The organism is Streptomyces botrytidirepellens, from assembly GCF_003721215.1.
Taxonomy (GTDB): Bacteria; Actinomycetota; Actinomycetes; order Streptomycetales; family Streptomycetaceae; genus Streptomyces; species Streptomyces himastatinicus.
Genome location: NZ_RIBZ01000048.1, coordinates 1 through 16,445, shown reverse-complemented (window position 1 = coordinate 16,445; position 16,445 = coordinate 1). Strand labels below are relative to the sequence as shown.

Annotated in this window: 17 protein-coding genes and 4 pseudogenes; 11 read left to right on the top strand and 10 right to left on the bottom strand. The window is 68.0% G+C overall.

Features of this window, described 5'->3' with window-relative positions; translation table 11 throughout:
* Positions 1 to 564 precede the first annotated feature (564 nt).
* A pseudogene (locus tag EEJ42_RS54465) lies at positions 565 to 1,631 on the top strand (transposase); the annotation flags it as partial.
* Between the two features lie 110 nt (positions 1,632 to 1,741).
* On the opposite strand, the gene EEJ42_RS03705 reads toward EEJ42_RS54465, so the two are convergent.
* Positions 1,742 to 2,536, bottom strand: a complete 795-nt coding sequence (locus tag EEJ42_RS03705) for an SDR family NAD(P)-dependent oxidoreductase (protein WP_123098573.1) — start codon at positions 2,534 to 2,536, stop codon at positions 1,742 to 1,744.
* 147 nt (positions 2,537 to 2,683) lie between these two features.
* Here EEJ42_RS03705 and EEJ42_RS52405 point away from each other — a divergent pair.
* A pseudogene (locus EEJ42_RS52405) lies at positions 2,684 to 3,430 on the top strand (IS5 family transposase); the annotation flags it as partial.
* A gap of 15 nt (positions 3,431 to 3,445) precedes the next feature.
* Here the strand turns inward: EEJ42_RS52405 and EEJ42_RS03695 are convergent.
* Entirely contained in the window at positions 3,446 to 4,090 is a 645-nt protein-coding gene (locus EEJ42_RS03695) for a GNAT family N-acetyltransferase (protein WP_123098572.1), read from the bottom strand.
* A 138-nt stretch (positions 4,091 to 4,228) separates the two neighbouring features.
* Entirely contained in the window at positions 4,229 to 4,714 is a 486-nt protein-coding gene (locus tag EEJ42_RS03690) for a MarR family winged helix-turn-helix transcriptional regulator (RefSeq protein ID WP_246096017.1), read from the bottom strand.
* Positions 4,715 to 4,778: 64 nt separating this feature from the next.
* Here EEJ42_RS03690 and EEJ42_RS03685 point away from each other — a divergent pair, with 64 nt between their 5' ends.
* Complete coding sequence (locus tag EEJ42_RS03685; RefSeq protein ID WP_221179316.1) at positions 4,779 to 5,216, top strand: MarR family winged helix-turn-helix transcriptional regulator; 438 nt, start codon at positions 4,779 to 4,781, stop codon at positions 5,214 to 5,216.
* Positions 5,217 to 5,315: 99 nt separating this feature from the next.
* On the opposite strand, the pseudogene EEJ42_RS54460 reads toward EEJ42_RS03685, so the two are convergent.
* Together EEJ42_RS54460 and EEJ42_RS03675 are read right to left on the bottom strand one after the other, a co-directional pair.
* Positions 5,316 to 5,856 (bottom strand): annotated as a pseudogene (locus EEJ42_RS54460) (helix-turn-helix domain-containing protein); the annotation flags it as partial.
* A gap of 12 nt (positions 5,857 to 5,868) precedes the next feature.
* The gene (locus tag EEJ42_RS03675; RefSeq protein ID WP_123098570.1) at positions 5,869 to 6,234 is read right to left on the bottom strand and encodes a VOC family protein; all 366 of its coding nucleotides are present in this window, start codon (positions 6,232 to 6,234) and stop codon (positions 5,869 to 5,871) included.
* Between the two features lie 90 nt (positions 6,235 to 6,324).
* Here EEJ42_RS03675 and EEJ42_RS52400 point away from each other — a divergent pair, with 90 nt between their 5' ends.
* The 5 genes and pseudogenes from EEJ42_RS52400 to EEJ42_RS03655 all read left to right on the top strand — a co-directional run bounded on the left by EEJ42_RS52400 (position 6,325) and on the right by EEJ42_RS03655 (position 8,865).
* Positions 6,325 to 6,873 carry a helix-turn-helix transcriptional regulator gene (locus EEJ42_RS52400; RefSeq protein ID WP_246096016.1) on the top strand — a complete coding sequence of 183 codons (549 nt, stop codon included), beginning with the start codon at positions 6,325 to 6,327 and terminating at the stop codon, positions 6,871 to 6,873.
* Between the two features lie 6 nt (positions 6,874 to 6,879).
* Positions 6,880 to 7,305: a WCX domain-containing protein gene (locus tag EEJ42_RS52395; RefSeq protein WP_246096015.1), complete on the top strand. Its 426-nt coding sequence runs from the start codon at positions 6,880 to 6,882 to the stop codon at positions 7,303 to 7,305.
* 114 nt (positions 7,306 to 7,419) lie between these two features.
* Positions 7,420 to 7,612, top strand: a pseudogene (locus tag EEJ42_RS52390) (IS630 family transposase); the annotation flags it as partial.
* 165 nt (positions 7,613 to 7,777) lie between these two features.
* Positions 7,778 to 8,212, top strand: a complete 435-nt coding sequence (locus EEJ42_RS03660) for a DUF6228 family protein (RefSeq protein WP_123098569.1) — start codon at positions 7,778 to 7,780, stop codon at positions 8,210 to 8,212.
* A gap of 308 nt (positions 8,213 to 8,520) precedes the next feature.
* Positions 8,521 to 8,865 carry a hypothetical protein gene (locus tag EEJ42_RS03655; protein ID WP_123098568.1) on the top strand — a complete coding sequence of 115 codons (345 nt, stop codon included), beginning with the start codon at positions 8,521 to 8,523 and terminating at the stop codon, positions 8,863 to 8,865.
* A 333-nt stretch (positions 8,866 to 9,198) separates the two neighbouring features.
* On the opposite strand, the gene EEJ42_RS03645 is transcribed toward EEJ42_RS03655, so the two are convergent.
* From EEJ42_RS03645 to EEJ42_RS03625, 5 genes are read right to left on the bottom strand one after another with little or no spacing between them, the layout of a single operon-like run.
* The gene (locus EEJ42_RS03645; RefSeq protein ID WP_123098566.1) at positions 9,199 to 10,503 is read right to left on the bottom strand and encodes a glycosyltransferase; all 1,305 of its coding nucleotides are present in this window, start codon (positions 10,501 to 10,503) and stop codon (positions 9,199 to 9,201) included.
* Positions 10,500 to 11,543 (bottom strand): ABC transporter ATP-binding protein, encoded by a 1,044-nt coding sequence (locus EEJ42_RS03640; RefSeq protein WP_123098565.1) that lies wholly within the window; start codon positions 11,541 to 11,543, stop codon positions 10,500 to 10,502. The genes EEJ42_RS03645 and EEJ42_RS03640 overlap by 4 nt, the downstream gene beginning before the upstream one ends.
* Positions 11,540 to 12,307 carry an ABC transporter permease gene (locus EEJ42_RS03635; protein ID WP_123098564.1) on the bottom strand — a complete coding sequence of 256 codons (768 nt, stop codon included), beginning with the start codon at positions 12,305 to 12,307 and terminating at the stop codon, positions 11,540 to 11,542. Before EEJ42_RS03635 ends, EEJ42_RS03640 begins: the two co-directional genes overlap by 4 nt.
* Positions 12,307 to 13,146: an ABC transporter permease gene (locus EEJ42_RS03630; protein ID WP_246096014.1), complete on the bottom strand. Its 840-nt coding sequence runs from the start codon at positions 13,144 to 13,146 to the stop codon at positions 12,307 to 12,309. The genes EEJ42_RS03635 and EEJ42_RS03630 overlap by 1 nt, the downstream gene beginning before the upstream one ends.
* A 35-nt stretch (positions 13,147 to 13,181) precedes the next feature.
* A complete protein-coding gene (locus EEJ42_RS03625) occupies positions 13,182 to 14,270 on the bottom strand; it encodes a polyamine ABC transporter substrate-binding protein (RefSeq protein WP_246096013.1) in 1,089 nt (362 codons plus the stop codon).
* A gap of 290 nt (positions 14,271 to 14,560) precedes the next feature.
* On the opposite strand from EEJ42_RS03625, the gene EEJ42_RS03620 reads away from it, so the two are divergent.
* The 3 genes from EEJ42_RS03620 to EEJ42_RS03610 form a co-directional block, all read left to right on the top strand.
* Positions 14,561 to 15,730: a cytochrome P450 family protein gene (locus EEJ42_RS03620; protein ID WP_246096012.1), complete on the top strand. Its 1,170-nt coding sequence runs from the start codon at positions 14,561 to 14,563 to the stop codon at positions 15,728 to 15,730.
* 213 nt (positions 15,731 to 15,943) lie between these two features.
* Positions 15,944 to 16,114, top strand: coding sequence for a 50S ribosomal protein L32 (rpmF, locus tag EEJ42_RS03615; RefSeq protein ID WP_123098561.1), 171 nt, complete (start codon positions 15,944 to 15,946; stop codon positions 16,112 to 16,114).
* A 7-nt stretch (positions 16,115 to 16,121) separates the two neighbouring features.
* On the top strand, positions 16,122 to 16,445 hold a 324-nt coding region (locus tag EEJ42_RS03610), incomplete at its 3' end, for a GTP-binding protein (protein WP_148081838.1).

Here is a 16,445-nt window from a genome sequence, read left to right as displayed (position 1 = left end):
GGGCCGCGGAGGCCGGCGCACCGCGCGCGGCCCACCCGGGCGGTCCGGGCCGCGGCCGCCCGCGAGGCGGAGGAGGCCGATGCCATGGTGCACCGCCGCGCAGTCGGTGACGTGATGACCGGTCGCCACCTCCGCCCCAACGCACCGCCGCAACGGCAGCCGCATGCCCGGGGTGCGGAAGCTGGTCCAGACATGTTCATGGCTCTTACCTGCGGTTTCCCGCAGATGTGCCGAGTGCCGGACGAAGCGTTGTCCTCCAGTTGCGGGTCCGTCGGGTTACCTGCCAGACCGTCTCGTGCGGGCGACGGACCTTCGTGGAGCAGACACCCGGCCTGACCCGCCGGCACGGTCAGCGGACTGAGCGGCTACGCTCCACACCGGCCGCGGTCGGGCTCGCTCTGGCGAGCCGGGCAGGTGCTCGGCTGGCCCGTGTCTTCGGGGTGTCCGTCAGCCGCAGCACTGTCCTGCGGCTGGTCGACGCGCTCGCCCGAACCGGAGCCGACCGCACTGCGGGTGGTCGGCGTCGAGGAGTACGCTGCCCGCAAGGGCCGCCACTACGGCACGATCCTCGTCGATATCGAGACCCGGCGCCCGGTCGACCTGCTGCCCGACCGGGAAGCATCAACCCTGGGCGCGCGGCCAGCCCAACAGCCCGGCATCGAAGTTGTCTGCCGTGACCGCGCTCCTTTCTTTGCCGAGGGCGCCACGGCCGGGGCTCCGCAGGCCGTCCAGGTCGCGGACCGGTGGCACTCGTGGCACAACCTCAGTGAGGCCGCCGAGCGAACCGTCGCACAGCACCGCCGCTGCCTGCACGTCTTGCTCCCCCAGACGCCCGACCCCGAGCCCGAACCTGCCCTGGAGAAAGAGACGTCGGACTCGCCGTGGCCGACCGGCCACCGGTTCGCTGACCGCACCCGCACCCGCACCACGCACGCCACCGTCCACGCACTGCTGAAGGCGGGGCACAGCCGTCGCGCGATCCAGCGGCAGTTCCACATGACCAGCCGCACCGTCAGGCGGTATGCCGACGCCGCCGAGCCGGAAGACCTCTTCGCCGGCCAGTGGCAGAGCCGGACCTCCGTCCTGGACGAGTACACGACCTACCTCGACGACCGCTGGAACAACGGCTGCACCAACGCCTGGAAGTTCTGGGAGGAGTTCACCCCACTCGGATACAAGGGTCGCTACCAGCGTATTCGTACCTATCTGAACAAGAAACGCACCTCACCGCGGGCCGTGACCGCACGCCCGCTCTCGCCCCGCACTGTCGCCGGATGGATCCTGCGACGCCCGGAAACCCTCGCCGAGAGCGGACAGCTCCAGCTCAAGACCGTCCAGGGCCACTGCCCTGGACTGGACGCGCTCACCCGGCACGTCCGCTCCTTCGCGACCATGCTCACCCAGCGCCAAGCGAGCGCCTGGCCGACTGGCTTGACGCGGTCCGTCAGGACGACCTGCCCAGTCTCCACACCCTCGCTGCGGGTATCGACCGCGACCGCGACGCCGTCATCGCCGGCCTCACCCTGCCCTGGAACTCGGGTCCCGTCGAAGGTCATGTCAACCGGATCAAGATGCTGAAGCGTCAGATGTTCGGCCGCGCCGGCTTCCAACTCCTACGTAAACGTGTGCTGTTGTCGTAATTCTCAGTACCGATTGGCGACCGCTGTCACGCATCAAGCTCCCACTGACCAAGGCAGCCTCGCATCTACGGCGGTCACCAGACGTCGTCCCGAGAAAGCCGTTACGGCACAGAGGTGATGCCCCCGTCGACGCGCAGGTCGATCCCGTTGATGTAGCCGGCCAACGGACTGGCCAGAAACGCAACCGCTGCCGCGATGTCCGCCGCAGTGCCCAGCCGCCCCGCCGGGTTCGGGGCGTACTCGGCCACCACCAGCGGCTCCAACTGCGTCCACTGCTCCGGCCAGCCCCGCGCAGACGCCCCATCTTCGAACATCTGCCGCATTCCGTCGGTGACGATCACCCCAGGGCTCAGTGTGTTTGCGGTGATACCGGATCCGGCCAGATGCCGGGCCAAGCTGGTGGTCATGTTGACCACGGCGGCCTTCGCCGCCGAGTACTCGACCATGTTCGGCAACGGAGTCGTCGCGGCCCGACTGCCCACGTTGACAACCCGCCCCCATCCCCGCTCGCGCATCTGAGGCACCAGGGCCCGGATCATCCGCACGGCGGATACGACGTTGCCGTTCACCGCATCCAGCCACGCGGCCGGCTCCGCACTCTCCCAGTCATGCTCAACGAATGGACCGGCGTTGTTGACCAGTACCTCCACACCCCACTCGCGAGCCCGCTGAGCCACCTTCCCGGCGCCTTCATCCTCAGTAAGGTCACCCAGCACGACATCCGCCACTCCGCCGGCGGCGTTCAACTCCGCCGCCACCTCGCCAGCACGCACGGGATCGCGGCCATGCACCAACACAGCACACCCTTCATCGGCCAGCCGCCGGGCCACCGCCGCACCGATGCCCCCGCTACTCGCCGTTACCAACGCTCGTCGCCCCGCAAGATTAAGATCCATGTTCCGGCAGGCTAGGTCACGCCTGTGACATTCCCGTCGAACAGGCAAATTCACGAGGCGCCATCAAGATCAATAATTACGTCGCGTGCCTGCTCCACAAAAGATGAGCCAGAACCACGACTCGCGAATAGAGCCAACCGGTAGGTGATCGACGGGATTGTCTGTAAGTTTCGGACCGGGTCGCAGTGGGTTCACCTGCCGGAGGAGTACGGCCACTGGCGCGGGGTCTACAACCGGCTGCGGATGTGGGCCGCCGACGGCACGTGGGAGCGGGTGTTCACCGCGCTGATGGCCCGGGCCGATGCCGAGGGAGACCTGGACTGGGTGGTCTCGGTGGACTCCACTATCGTGCGCGCCCACCAGCACGCGGCCGGGGCCCGCAAAGGGGCCCGGCCGGAGAGCCCGCCGACCACGCGATCGGCGGGTCCCGCGGCGGACTGACCACGAAGATCCACCTGGCAGCCGACTCACGCTGCCGACCGATGGCCTTCGTCGTCACCGGTCGGACAGGCCGGTGACGCGTCCGCCTTTGCTGACGTGATGGCCCGGCTACGGGTTCCCCGCTCGCTCGGGCGTCCCCGCACCAGGCCGGAAGTGGTCCTGGCCGACAAGGCGTACTCCTCCCGCGCCATCCGCGAACACCTGCGCAGCCGCGGTATCCGCGCGGTCATCCCCATCCCGGCCGACCAGCGCGGTCATCGCCTGCGTCGTGGGAGCCGAGGAGGGCGGCCATCCACCTTCGACCGCAATGCCTACAAGCAGCGCAATACCGTCGAGCGGTGCATCAACCGCATCAAGCAATGGCGCGGACTCGCCACCCGATACGGCAAGACCGCCACCATCTACCTGGCCGGACTCCACATCGCGGGCATCTTTCCGTGGTCCGCCCGGTGATCCAAATGAAACGCCCTAGCCGATGCCCAGGACGGGCAGGCACTCCTCGACGCCGGTCAGCTCGATGTCGTCCCGGCAGATCCGTTCCCACGCGTCCCGAGTGAGCCGCCACTGCTGGATCCGCGCGGGCTCACCGCGGCGGGTGTCCCAGTCCATGCCGTTCGGTTCGTAGCCCAGGCCACGGGAAACGCGGTTGGACGCTTCGTTGTCGATGAAGGCGTCGCTGCCGGCTTCGCGTGCGCCCAGCCCGGCGAAGGCCAACTGCAGGACCGCCGCCCGCATTTCCTTGCCAAGCCCCTGTCCGCGGCTGCCGGGGGCCAGCCACGAGAAGCTGGACACCGTGCCGAACCGCGTGAAGTTCGTGCCGATGAGGTCCTGCATGCCGACCGGTTCGCCGTCGACGAGCACGGCGAAGTACAGCCGCCACGAGTCCGGGCTCGCGCGGGCGCGGCCGGCCCAGATGGCGCGCAGCCACTGCCATTCGCGTTCGGGGCTGTCGGTGTAGAACGAGATCGGGTCGTCGAACGGCCACGGCTCGGCGTCGGCGACCCCGGCCCGCACGAGCGGCACGAGACGTTCCAGCAGTTCGTCGGACGCGCCGACCAGCGTCAGGCGCGGGGTGCGGACTTCGACGTTCAGCGGGGGATAGGTGTGGGCCACGCCCGGACGGTAGCCAGCCTGCCCGTCCGCCGCATCCGGTTTTCTCCAGGCGCCGACGTTTGATCCTGGGAGATGATCCAAACGAAACACCCTGGTGCCGTGCCCCGGAAAGGGCGCCGGGTTGGTTCCCAGCCGGCGTTAGTGTGGCGTGATCGCCGAGAAGTCCCGTACGAAGCGGGTCAAGAGGTGGGCAAGGGCGGCTCGGTCTTCGGCGGCCCAGCTGGCCGTGGCCTCGGCGATGATTCCGCGACGGAATGTCCGAATCCGTGCGAGTGCGTCCCGCCCTTCGGGGGTGAGGGCCAGCAACGACCGACGGCCGTCGTGCTGGTCGTCCTCACGTCGCAGCAGCCCGGCCTGGAGCCCCTGCGAGGCGAGTCGGCTTGACCTGGGCTGGTCGACGCCGAGCAGGGTCGCAGCCTCGGTAACGGTCAGCGCCGCCCCCTCCCCCTCTGCCGCTTCGACCGCGTCGAGCAACTCGAAGACCGCGTCGGGCAGCCTGGCCTGGTGGCCGGCGTGCTCTCCGCGACGCTCCGCCAACCTCGCCAGTGCACGGCGCTGTCGGCTGCGGCGCAAGGCGACGACAGCTGTCTCGATATCTGCCACGTCCATACTCGGCTTGCCCACCAGAACCCCTCCATGCATAGTTGAAGACAATTACATGTCAATTTACATGTATCTTGGAGGGTTCGTGGACGCGCCCAAGCCCCTCGGCTACTGGCTCAAGCACCTGCACAACCTGCTGGATAAGCAGTTCGACGCGACCCTCGCCGACGTCGGTCTCGGGCGCCGGCACTGGCAGATCCTCAACACCCTCGCCCGCGGCGAAGCCACCCGCGACGAGCTCACAGCAGCACTGGCCCCCTTCTTGTCACCGGGCGAGCCGGACCTGGACGGGGTCCTGGAGGACGTCACCGCCCGCGGCTGGACACGTCCCGGCCTGCCCCCCGAGGGGAACCTCCTGTCCCTCGCCGACGAGGGACGCGCCGCTCACGCGGACATCGCTGCACGTGTTGATGCAACCCGTGCAGCGGTACTCAAGGGCCTGACCCCCGGGCAGTACGCCGAAACTGTACGGATCCTGTCGGTCATGGCAGGCAATGTCGAAGCGGATCTCGCCGCCCGGTAGTCTGTGACCGGTTCGGCGGTGTCCGGTGGTCAGGCCGTAGCCTGGACCGCCCGGCCGCCCCAACCGGATGCCGTTCTCGCTGCGGATCCGTGCACGTTCGCGGCTGCCGGCGGTCTTGGCGCGAGCGACGGCCTTGGACCGGTCGCTGTCGCGTCCGTGGATGCGCCAGCCGCCGCCCTGGGGAATCCGCCCGACCTTTTCACGTCGAGGTGGACCATGTGGCCGGGCCAGCGAGCGATGATCTTGCGCGGCACGCGATTGGTTTCGCCGCTTGGGTCGAGGGGAACCGGCGCTGGCCGAGGGCCAAGACGGCTCAGGTGCCGGGTGACGGTGCGGCGGTTGATCTCGAACCCGGCGGCGTTTCGGCAGTAATCCTCTGAGCGGACCACTTGTGCTCTCGTCGCCACGTCTCGATCAGCGCGGTCACCCACGTCGGCGTGGCGCTTGGGCTGTAGCGCGGCACCGACGAACGGTGCTGCAGACCGGCTTCGCCGAACCTGCGCCAGCGATTGACCCACTTGCTGGCGCAGGCCCGGGAGACCCCCATCTCGGCTGCTACATGGGCGATGGGGCGAGCCCTACAGCGTTGGACCAACCGGCGGCGACCCTCGACGGTGAGCGGCGCATTGCGGTGAGTCATAGCAGCCTGTCGTCAGTCGACGGGGGCGACTCGGATCAGGTTGCCGTCCGCATCCGCGACGACGAACGTGCGCCCGAATACCTCATCGTGCGGCTCGCTGACCACTCGGACCCCTTTCGCCACCCACCGCTCAAACTGGCGATCGATCGCGTCGGGTCCACCAGGCAGTGCGAGGCAGACCTCGCTGGTGCGTGGCACCGCCGGGATCGGGCCGTCGATTTGCCCGCTCCAGAGCGCAAGGTCTGCGCCGTCGCCCAGGTCGAAGGCAATGTATCCGGGGGTCTCGAAGCTGGGCTTGATCTCAAGCAGGTCTGCGTAGAAGCGGGCAGCTTGGGATGCCTCGTTGACGTAGACGATGAACACGATCGAGGTCGACATTGCTCACTCCTTGGGTCGGTCTCACTGAACGACTGGAGCTTGCCTGTCATTTGTGACGGATTCCGTCACGTTTCCTGAGACTCTTGATCCGTGACTCCGGATCGCTTCTTCTCGCTGCTGCTGACGCTGCAATCGCGGGAGACCATGACGACCGCCGATCTGGCGGCGCAAGTCGGTGTGTCGGTCCGTACCGTCCTCCGGGATCTGCAATGGCTGCAAGAAGCGGGCTTCCCGCTGCTGATCCGACGAGGCCGTTGGGGCGGGGTGACCCTTCTACCCGGTGGGTTGCTCGACACGTCACGGCTCACCCCCAGCGAACGGGACCATCTCGCGCTCTACGGCCTCGACGACATGCAGCGCGAGCAACTGGGAGCCGCGGCCGACACCCAGCACGCGCACCAGAAGATGCGTTCGACCCTACGTCTGTCGAACATCGATGTGCTGCCCTTGAGCGCGGTCGTTACCACCGACAACAGACCGTGGTACTCCAGAGACACCGAGGGGCTGCCTCCGGCAGCGCTGGTGGGTGACCTGCGGCGCGGTGTGCGGTTGCGCATCTGCTACCGCCGATCCGAGGACATCCAGGCCACCTGGCGGGTCATAGACCCTTATGGGCTGCTGGCCAAAGCCGGGAGATGATATCTCGTGGCAGACTCCGCGGGTCGTCCTCGACTCCACGCGCTGGAAGGGATCGTCGGCTGGGAGCCGATGCGGGCAGCTCGTCGGATGCGTCCGGACGTGACCCTGGAAAGCGTCGCAAGCGAACTGACGGCGCACTGGGAGAACCCGGAAGCCTTCCAGATCCACGCCGAACTTGACTCGAACCAACTCAGTCGGGCGAGGCGCATCCTCGGCCGCCGCTTGACCATTCGGGACACCGCAGGAGCGCAACGACTGAGCATCACGGTCACCGGTCGGGACTTGGAGGACGTTCGTCTGCTACTGCAGTTCGGCAACAGCGTCACCGTCACCGGCCCCGCAGCAGCCCGCGAGCGCATCCGACAACTCGCTACACAGATCCTTCAGATGTACTCCTGGAGAGATCTTGCTCTGAAGCCGCACACAAGGTGACATCAACGTCCGGCCCCGCAACACCTAGCTAGTGCTCTGACCGGGAAGATTCACCAGATCGACGGTTGGAGCGATTGGATGGGCGGTGATGTCGTTCCGACCGTTGGAGGTGTGGTGGCCGAGCCTGTGCAGGTGCGCCGATTGACCGACCAAGAGGGGCAGAAGCTGCAGAAGATCGTGCGCCGTGGCAGTACCAACTCGGTGCGCTACCGGCGGGCAATGATGCTGCTGGCGTCCCGTCGGCGGGAACCGCGTGCCGGTGATCGCGGCCGGGCTGAGATGTGGAGAGTCGGGGCTGAGACGTGTCCGTACGGCACGGAATCTTGACGCTGGAGGAGGCCGCCGACGCCCTGAATGAGATCACCGGAGGCGCGGCGGACGGTCATGCCCCAAGTGGCGCCTGCGGCCCGTGCCCGGCGCAGTGCGGGGATAGCAATTGGTCATCGAGTCCCACGGCTTCTAACCTGCTCGAATGATCGAAGATGGGCCTGCGGTACGCGTGGGAGACCCCGGACCGCGACGGGTCCACCTGCTCTTCTCCGAGCCGACAAGACCGTTCGGGGACGACCCCACACTCGACTTCCTCGTGAACGCTCGCGGGCAATGGGTGAGGATCGAGACCCTGGTGCGGACGTGGAACGGCGATGGCCTCGACACCTTCCTCTTCTCGCTGGCCGAGGACTTCCGTGGCTGGGAAGGAGCGCGCGCATGGCGCTCTCTGGAACGCGACCTGACGATCTCGGCGGAACACCGCCCGGGCGGCTATGTCCACCTGACGTGGGGTATCCACGACCGGCCTCCGTCCGAGGAGTGGCACTTCGAGACCACCACCGTGCACGAAGCCGGGGAGGAGATACGAAACCTCGCCGCCGAGCTCCACACGTTTCTCACGAGCACGGTCGAGTAGCTGGAGCACCACCACGTGAGGCAGCCTCTACGCCGCATGTCGCGAAGAGTCCTCTCCGCGCAGGCGGAGGTGAACCGTGAGTCGATCACCCAAACCCTCGAGTCCGGCGGTGCTCTCCGCGGGAAATCGCAAAGCCCCTCTCACACCACGGGTCGCGAAGGGCCCTCTCCGCGCGAGCGGAGAGGAACCGGACACCCGCCCAACGTGGCGTTACTGAAGCGATGGCGTACTTTCCACGCGAGTGAAAGTGCCGTAGCAGCAGCAGTCTGCGCTCCGCCTGTCAGTGGTGATCGCCATCATGGAGAGCTATGGCTCACCCGAACTTGACTCCCGGCGGAATCTGGCGGCTCCACTCCGGCGACCAGGAGATTGCCCGGCTGACTGTGACCAGCGCGGACATGCCATGGACTCACGCCGAAGTCGAGACACTTCCTGGCTTTGAAGAGTTCCGTCCCCTCTTCGCTGAGCAAGAGCGGGCCATCGACGAGGAGGACTGGGAGCGGGCCGACGCCTGCTACACCCAGATCCGCGGTGCGCTCACCATGACGTTCCCCGACGGCAGCCCGGTCGCTGAGTTCATGCTGCACATCCACGACGACGGCACCGCCGGCTGGCGCTGGCACCACGAGCCCTTCGACGCGGTGAACCAGTGACGCGTTGGGTTCGCTGCTTCTGGGACGAGGAAGCCACCTGGTTCTACTTCGAGCTGGACACCGAGGGATACGTGATCCGGCAAGTTGAGCTCAAAGAGCCCGGAAGCACGGTTTTGGCCGCTGCCTCCCTATCCGAGTGGCAAGAGGCCCAAAGAAACGGTCAGTTGGCTCAATACGAGAGCGTCTACGGTCTGACCGCTGAACCACCTATCTCTGACTGGGAGGGGCACGACCCACAGTGGTTGACGGCCAACGAGTTCGAGAGCGTGTGGTCGACCGCCCGCCAGCAGATTCAGGACCATCAGCGGCAACACCTCTCCTGAGCGGACAGTTTCATGTTCCGTACCTTTCGTGGCCGTGGCCCTGCCGCTCGATGAGGTCGGCGGCGGTCCGCAGCCCGTCGCGGGCCCGGATGGTCGTGGAGGCTTCCGCCAACCTGTGCCGCAGGCGGGTGTCGCCGAGCAACTCCGCCAGGGCGCCGTGCAGTTGCGCGTCGGTGAAGCGGTACGGGTCGAGGCGGACGCCGTAGCCGAGTTCGGCGATCCGCTGTGCGTTGTCGTACTGGTCCCAGAACAGCGGGAGCACGATCATGGGCTTGCCGAAGTGGAGGCTCTCGGTGGTCGTGTTGTTGCCGCCATAGGTGATGACGAGGTCGACGAGCGGGAGGATCCGCGTCTGCGGCAGGAACTCCGCGCCCCACATGGTGGGAGGCAGCTCGATCTCGTCGTGCAGCGGCCCCTTGGAGACGATGTAGCGGTGCGGGGTGCGCGCCAGGGAGGCGATGATCCGGCGCATGAGGTCGACGTCGGCGGAGCCGAGGGAGCCCAGGCTGAAGTAGATGAGCGCGCTGCCCTCGGGCCGTTCGGCCGACTCCGGCGGCAGGGTGAACTCCTCGTCGGTCTCGCGGACCGAGGAGTCCAGCCGGTGCCAGGCAGGGCCCAGCGGGCGGGCTTCGACGTAGTCGGCGATCTCCGGGTAGACGTACAGGTTCAGCTCGCCGTCGTGGATGAACTCCAGGTCGGGCAGCGGCCTCGCGCCCTGGTCCACGACCCAGGCGTTGAACTCGGCCCAGACCTCGCGGTGCGTGCGGTCGTACTCGGCACGGAACTCGGCCCAGCCCGCGCGGTCAGCGCCCGGGCACCCGGAGAAGGGCGGGGGAACGTGTTCGCCCTTCATCTCCAGCGGGTTGCAGGAGACGATCCGCACGAAGGGCACGTCCGCCGTGGTCAGCGCGGGGAAGCAGACGACGTTGTCCTCGACGATCACGTCCGGCCGGACCCGGTCGACGATTCTCTTGAGCTGAGGTTCGCAGTACCGGGCGCCTGCGACCAGTTCCTCCCAGACCGGCCTGACCCACGTGCCCAGCTGTTCGATCGTGGGCTTTTGGAACTCGGGGGCGGTGTCCCGTACGAAGTCCTTCCAGAACTGACCCGCCTCCTGGGGGCTTTCGGGCGGCGGGGCCAGGTCGACCAGGTCCTCCTCGAAGCCGAGCGGGGCGAGCCTGCCCTTCCAGGACGCCTCCGCCGCGAACACCACGCGGTGGCCCCGTCGGCGCAGTACGTCGCCGATGCCGACGCAGTTGTTGGTCGGGCCGTACGCGCTCTCCGGCGCGAAGAGGATGGTCAGGGGTCCGCTCAAGGGGTGCCTCCCGTCGTCTCGATCAGTACCGCGCTCTCCGGGGCCCACGACAGCGCGACGCGGGCCCCGGAGGTCACCGTGGCCGGGCCCGGAACGGTCAGCAGGACCGGCCGCTCCAGACCGGGGACCGTGACCGCGATCCTTGAGGAGCCGCCGAAGTAACTGATGTCCAACACCGTGCCGTGCAGGGAAGCGTCCGCGTCCCCGGCGGCGAACCGGATGCTCTCCGGACGCACGCCGACCAGCCCCGCCGTGTCCCCGGCCGGGGCGGGCAGGAGACCGACACCGGGTACGTCGAGTCCGCCGGAGGGCAGCAGCCGTCCGGAGAAGACGTTGTTGGCGCCGACGAAGCCCGCGACGAACCGGCTCCGAGGGTGCCGGTAGAGCTCGACGGGGGTGTCGACCTGCTGGACGCGTCCCCGGTCCAGGACGGCGATCCGGTCGGCGAGCGACATGGCCTCCTCCTGGTCGTGGGTGACGACGAGGAAGGTGATGCCCACGTGGTGCTGGAGGCGCTTGAGCTCCAGCTGCATCTCGGCGCGGACCTGTTTGTCGAGCGCCGACAGCGGCTCGTCGAGCAGCAGCACCCGGGGGCGTTTGACGATGGCACGGGCGAGGGCGACCCGCTGACGCTGCCCGCCGGACAGCTGGTGCGGCCGTCTGCGGGCCTGCGCGGTCAGCCCGACGGTGGCGAGTACGGCCGCGACCCGTTCGCCGATCTCCGTCCGGGCGAGCCCTTCCCGGGCCAGCCCGTACGCGATGTTCTTCTCCACGTTCATGTGCGGGAACAGCGCGTACGACTGGAACATGAGGTTGACCGGCCGCCGGTGCGCGGGCACGCCCAGCAGGTCCTGGCCGTCCAGGGTGACCGTGCCGCTGTCCGGGGTCTCGAATCCGGCGAGGACGCGCAGCAGGGTCGTCTTCCCGCAGCCGCTCGGGCCGAGGAGGGCGAAGAACTCGCCCTCCTCGACCTCCAGGCTCACCCCGTCCAGGGCGGTGACCTCGCCGAACTTCCGGGTGACGGCATGGATACGGATCACAGCGCCTCCGTCAGCCGGCTGACGCGCTGGGCGGCGATCACCACGGTGAAGCTGACCGCGAGCAGCAGGGTGGCGAGCGCGTTGATCTCCGGGGTCACGCCGAACCTGATCATCGAGTAGACGACGATCGGCAGGGTGGGATCCTTCGGTCCCGCGGTGAAGAACGCGATGACGAACTCGTCGAGCGAGAGCGTGAACGTCAGCAGCGCGCCCGCCACGATGCCGGGGGCGAGGGTCGGCAGGGTGATGCGGAGGAACGTGGTGACCTCGCCCGCGCCGAGGTCGCGTGAGGCCTCCTCCAGGGAGGGGTCGACGTGGGCGATCCGGGTGCGCACGACGGCCGTGACGAAGGCGAGGCCGAAGATGGTGTGGGCGAGCAGCACCGAGTTCAGGCCGAGGGTGGCCGAGACGAGCGAGTAGAAGGCGAGCAGGCCGATCGCGAGCACGATGTCCGGCAGGACGGCGGGCAGCACCGACAGGGCGGGCAGCAGCCGCGACCGGCTCGCGTGGCGGGCGAGCCCCACGGCGAGCAGTGTGCCGAGGACGGTGGACAGGGCGGTCGCGCCCGCGGCCACGATCAGCGTGTTGGCCAGGCCCCGCAGGACCTCGTCGTCGCCGGCCAGCGTGCCGTACCAGGCGGTGCTGAACCCGGACCACTCGTAGGGGCTGTTCGAGCGGTTGAAGGACATCACCACGAGCACCACGACGGGCGTGTAGAGGAACGCGTACGTCAACCACAGCGGGAGGAGCGTCGCCCGGCGCATCAGCGGCCGCCCAGCCGGCGCCCGGCCCAGGCCTGCGCCATGAGCAGCAGGACCAGGAACGCTATGAGGGCGAGGGCGAGCACCGACCCGAACGGCCAGTCCCGCGCCGTGAGGAACTGGTCTCTGATCAGGTTGCCGACCATGACCGTGTGCCCGCCGCCCAGCAGTTCGGGGACGACGAAGTTGCCGAGGCTGGGCACGAAGACGAAGACGCAGCCGGTCAGCACGCCGGGCAGGGTGTGCGGGAGGGTCACGCTCCAGAACGTGCGGGCCGGGCGGGCGCCCAGATCGGCCGAGGCTTCGAGCAGCCGGGGGTCGACCCGCTCGATCGCCGAGTACAGCGGCAGCACCATCAGCGGGAGATAGGCGTAGAGCAGTCCGAGGACGACGGCGGGTTCCGTGTAGAGGAGTTTCAGCGGCCGGTCGATCACCCCGATGCCGGTGAGGGCCGAGTTGACCACACCGGGGCTGGACAGCAGCACGATCCAGGCGTAGGTACGGATCAGGAAGTTGGTCCAGAACGGGAGCACGACCAGGACCAGGGCGACCGTGCGCCATCTGCCGGGCAGCCGGCTGATCGCGTACGCGGTCGGGTAGCCGAGGAGAAGCGCGAGCAGCGTGGTGACGGCGGCGATGCGCAGCGAGCCGGTGAGGACGCCGGCGTAGAGGGGGTCGGTGATCCGCGCGAAGTTCTCGCCGGTACTTCCGTCCTCGTACGCGATCCCGCCGAAGCGGCCCCGCCGGAAGAACGTGTAGCCGATCAGCAGGGCGAGCGGCAGCAGGAGCAGGACGGCCAGGTAGGACAGGCCCGGGCCGAGCAGGACGACACGGGCTCGCAACGGTGGTCCTCCGGCCGTCTTCCCCAGGCGGGCCATCAGCCCGCGGTGACTTCCGTGACGATCCGGGTGTACGCCGTCGCGGCGTCCCCGAGGTCGACGACGGACTCACCCTTGAGCAGTTGCTCGGGGGGCATGGCGAGTGCGGGGTAGCTCTTCAGCAGGGCCGGGTCGAGTTCGTCCATGGCGGCGGCGTTGGGGACCTTGTAGAAGATGTTCGAGGCGACCCAGGAGTGCACCTTCGCGTCGAGGACGTAGTCGATGAAGGCGTGCGCCGCCTCTTTGTTCTTCGACGACTTGAGGATGACCATCGTGTCGGTCCAGAGGTCGCTGCCCTCCTTGGGGACGACGAAGCCGATCCTCTTGTCGTCGGTCGGACACCAGCCGTCCCAGGCTTCCGCCAGCACGGCCTCCCCGGACTTGAGCCGGTCGCCGAACGTGGTGTCGTCGTAGGCGAGGAGCCCGTCCTTCGCAGTGTGGAGCAACTCTTCGACCTGGGCGAGCTGTTGCTTATCGGTGGTGTTCACCGAGTAGCCGAGCGCCTTCTGCGCGGGGAGGAAGAGCCAGCGTTCGGTCTTCAGCATGGTGGCCTTGCCCTTGACCGCTGCGCGCGGCTTCAGCAGGTCGTTCCAGCTGTCGGGGGTGTAGCCGACGAGGTCCTTGCGGTAGCAGAGCCCGGTGGTGCCCCAGGTGTACGGGACGGAGTAGGCGTTGCCCTTGTCATGGGCGAGCCGGGCGGCGAGCGGGTCCAGGTTCTCGAGGTGCGGGACCAGATCGTGGTGGATGGGTTCGAGCAGCCCCTGCGCCGCGAGCGCCTGCGCGTACTGGCCCGATACGAACGCCACGTCGATGCCGCTGTCGGCGGAGGCGGTCAGTTTGGCGATGATCTCCTCGTTGGTGCTGTGCTTGGCGACGGTCATGGGCGTGCCGACGGCCGACTCGAATCGGGCGGGTAGGTCCTTCGGCATGTAGCCGTCCCAGTTCGAGACGGTGAGCCGCTGCTTGCTCAGATCCGCCTCGGGGTCGAGCGACGCGGAAGCGGCGGTGCCACTTCCGCCCGGCTGGCCGTCGCCGCCGCACGCGGGGAGAAGGAGCGCGAGGACGGCCGCCGTCGCCGCCACGGACACGTGCCTGAACCTCAGTGCGCCTAACACGCCACTCCCTTGCTGTCGAGATCAGCCGGCTGAGCGTGGGTCGCGCCCGGTTCGCCGAACGACTCACGGGCAAGCATCGATTTCCGGATTTTCGCATCATTGGCATGCACCGGGCAAGATGGCCTTTTCGCCCGGCCTCGCTCTCGCCCTATCCGACGGACGAGTCCGACACACTCCACGGCGTGGACAACAATCACCCCGGCCTCCGATGAGCATTCCTGGCCGAGATGACGAACCCTCCGCGCAGATTGGAACCTCACCGCGTGACCGATTCCCCGCAGGACCACCAACAGCCGCACCACGGCGGCAGCGACCAGCCCTCTCAGTGCCCCGTCCGGCCCGTACGGAGCGACTCATCAGGACACACGAGCTACGTCGTTGCCGGATACGCGGAAGCCAGACAGGCCCTCGCCGACCCACGCTTGTCGAAGAACACCGCTGCCTTCTTCGCGAACAGCGACTCCAAGCGCCGGCTGCACCCGGCCGTCTCGCAGAGCATGCTCGCCAGCGACCCTCCGCGGCACACCCGCCTTCGCAAGCTCGTGACCAAGGCGTTCACCACGGGCGCTGTCGCCGCGCTGCGTCCGTTCATCGAGCAGGTGACGGATGATCTCCTGGACGCGTGGCCCACGCGTGGCGAGGTCGAGGTCGTCGCCGACCTGGCCATGCCTCTTCCTGTCACCGTGATCTGCGAGCTTCTCGGAGTGCCCGAGGACAACCGGTCGGACGTCAAGCGCTGGTCCGCCGATCTGTTCGCGGCAGGCCGGCCCGGACGGATCGACGCCGCCTCGCACGCGATGGCCGAGTACATGGCGGGCCTCATCGCCGAAAAGCGAGAGCGCCCGGGCGACGCACTGCTGGACGACCTCATCCGGGTCCGCGACGGCGAGGACCGGCTCAGCGAGGAGGAGTTGGTGTCCCTCGCCGTCCTCCTCCTCGTCGCCGGACACGAAACCACCACCAACTTCATCGGCAGCGCGCTCCTCGCCCTCCTGCAGCAGCCCGCTGATCTGGAACGGTTGCGTCAGGAGCCAGACCTCGTACCGGGAGTACTGGACGAGCTGCTTCGCCACAGCTCCCCCGTCAGCACGGCCACGTTCCGGTACACCACGGAGGCCATCACCCTCGGCGGCGCCGAGATCCCCGCGCACGCTCCGGTACAGGTGGCCATCGGAGCCGCCAACCGCGATCCCGCCCGGTTCCCTGCGCCCGAGCAGCTCGACCTCGGGCGGGACGCCGCCGGACATCTCAGCTTCGGCCACGGCATCCACCGGTGTGTCGGGGCTCCGCTGGCCAGAGCCGAAGCGGAACTTGCCCTCCGAAAAGTGCTGACCCGCTTCCCGAACCTCCGGCTAGCGGTGCCCCCGGAAGAGCTGGTCTGGCGTCCGACGCGCCTGGTTCGCGGCCTGAAGGCCCTCCCCGTTCTTGTCTGAGACGTCACCCAGCACGCCGCAGCGCCTCACCCCAGCCCCCGCCCGATGGCGGTGACGATCCCATAGGCGTTCCTGCGCACCCGCAACATCACCAACGGCACTTTTCCTCCTGAACGGCAGCCTCACAGCGCACCCATCACGCTACATGAAAACGGCACCCATTTTCATGTACGATTGCGGGAACCCCACCGAGCAGGAGAGGACCCATTCGTCATGGCCGTGCCCAAGCGGAAGATGTCCCGGAGCAACACCCGCAACCGCCGCGCGCAGTGGAAGGCAACCGCGCCGGACCTGGTGACGATCACCATCGACGGCCGCGAACACCAGGTGCCACGACGGCTCGTCCCCGCTTACCGGCGCGGTCTGCTGCGTCCCGAGGGCTGAGCGCGCCATGGCCGATCAGCTTCCGGTGACGGTCTTGTCGGGTTTCCTGGGATCCGGCAAGACCACCCTCCTCAATCACCTCCTCAACAACCGCGACGGGCTGCGGGTCGCCGTCATCGTCAACGACATGAGCGAGGTGAACATCGACGCCGCACTCGTCCGCGATGGCGACGCGGCCCTTTCCCGCACCGAAGAACGCCTCGTCGAGATGACGAACGGCTGCATCTGCTGCACCCTGCGCGACGACCTGCTGGAGGAGGTGGACCGGCTCGCGAGAGAGGGACGGTTCGACTATCTCCTCATCGAGTCCAGCGGCATCTCCGAGCCCATG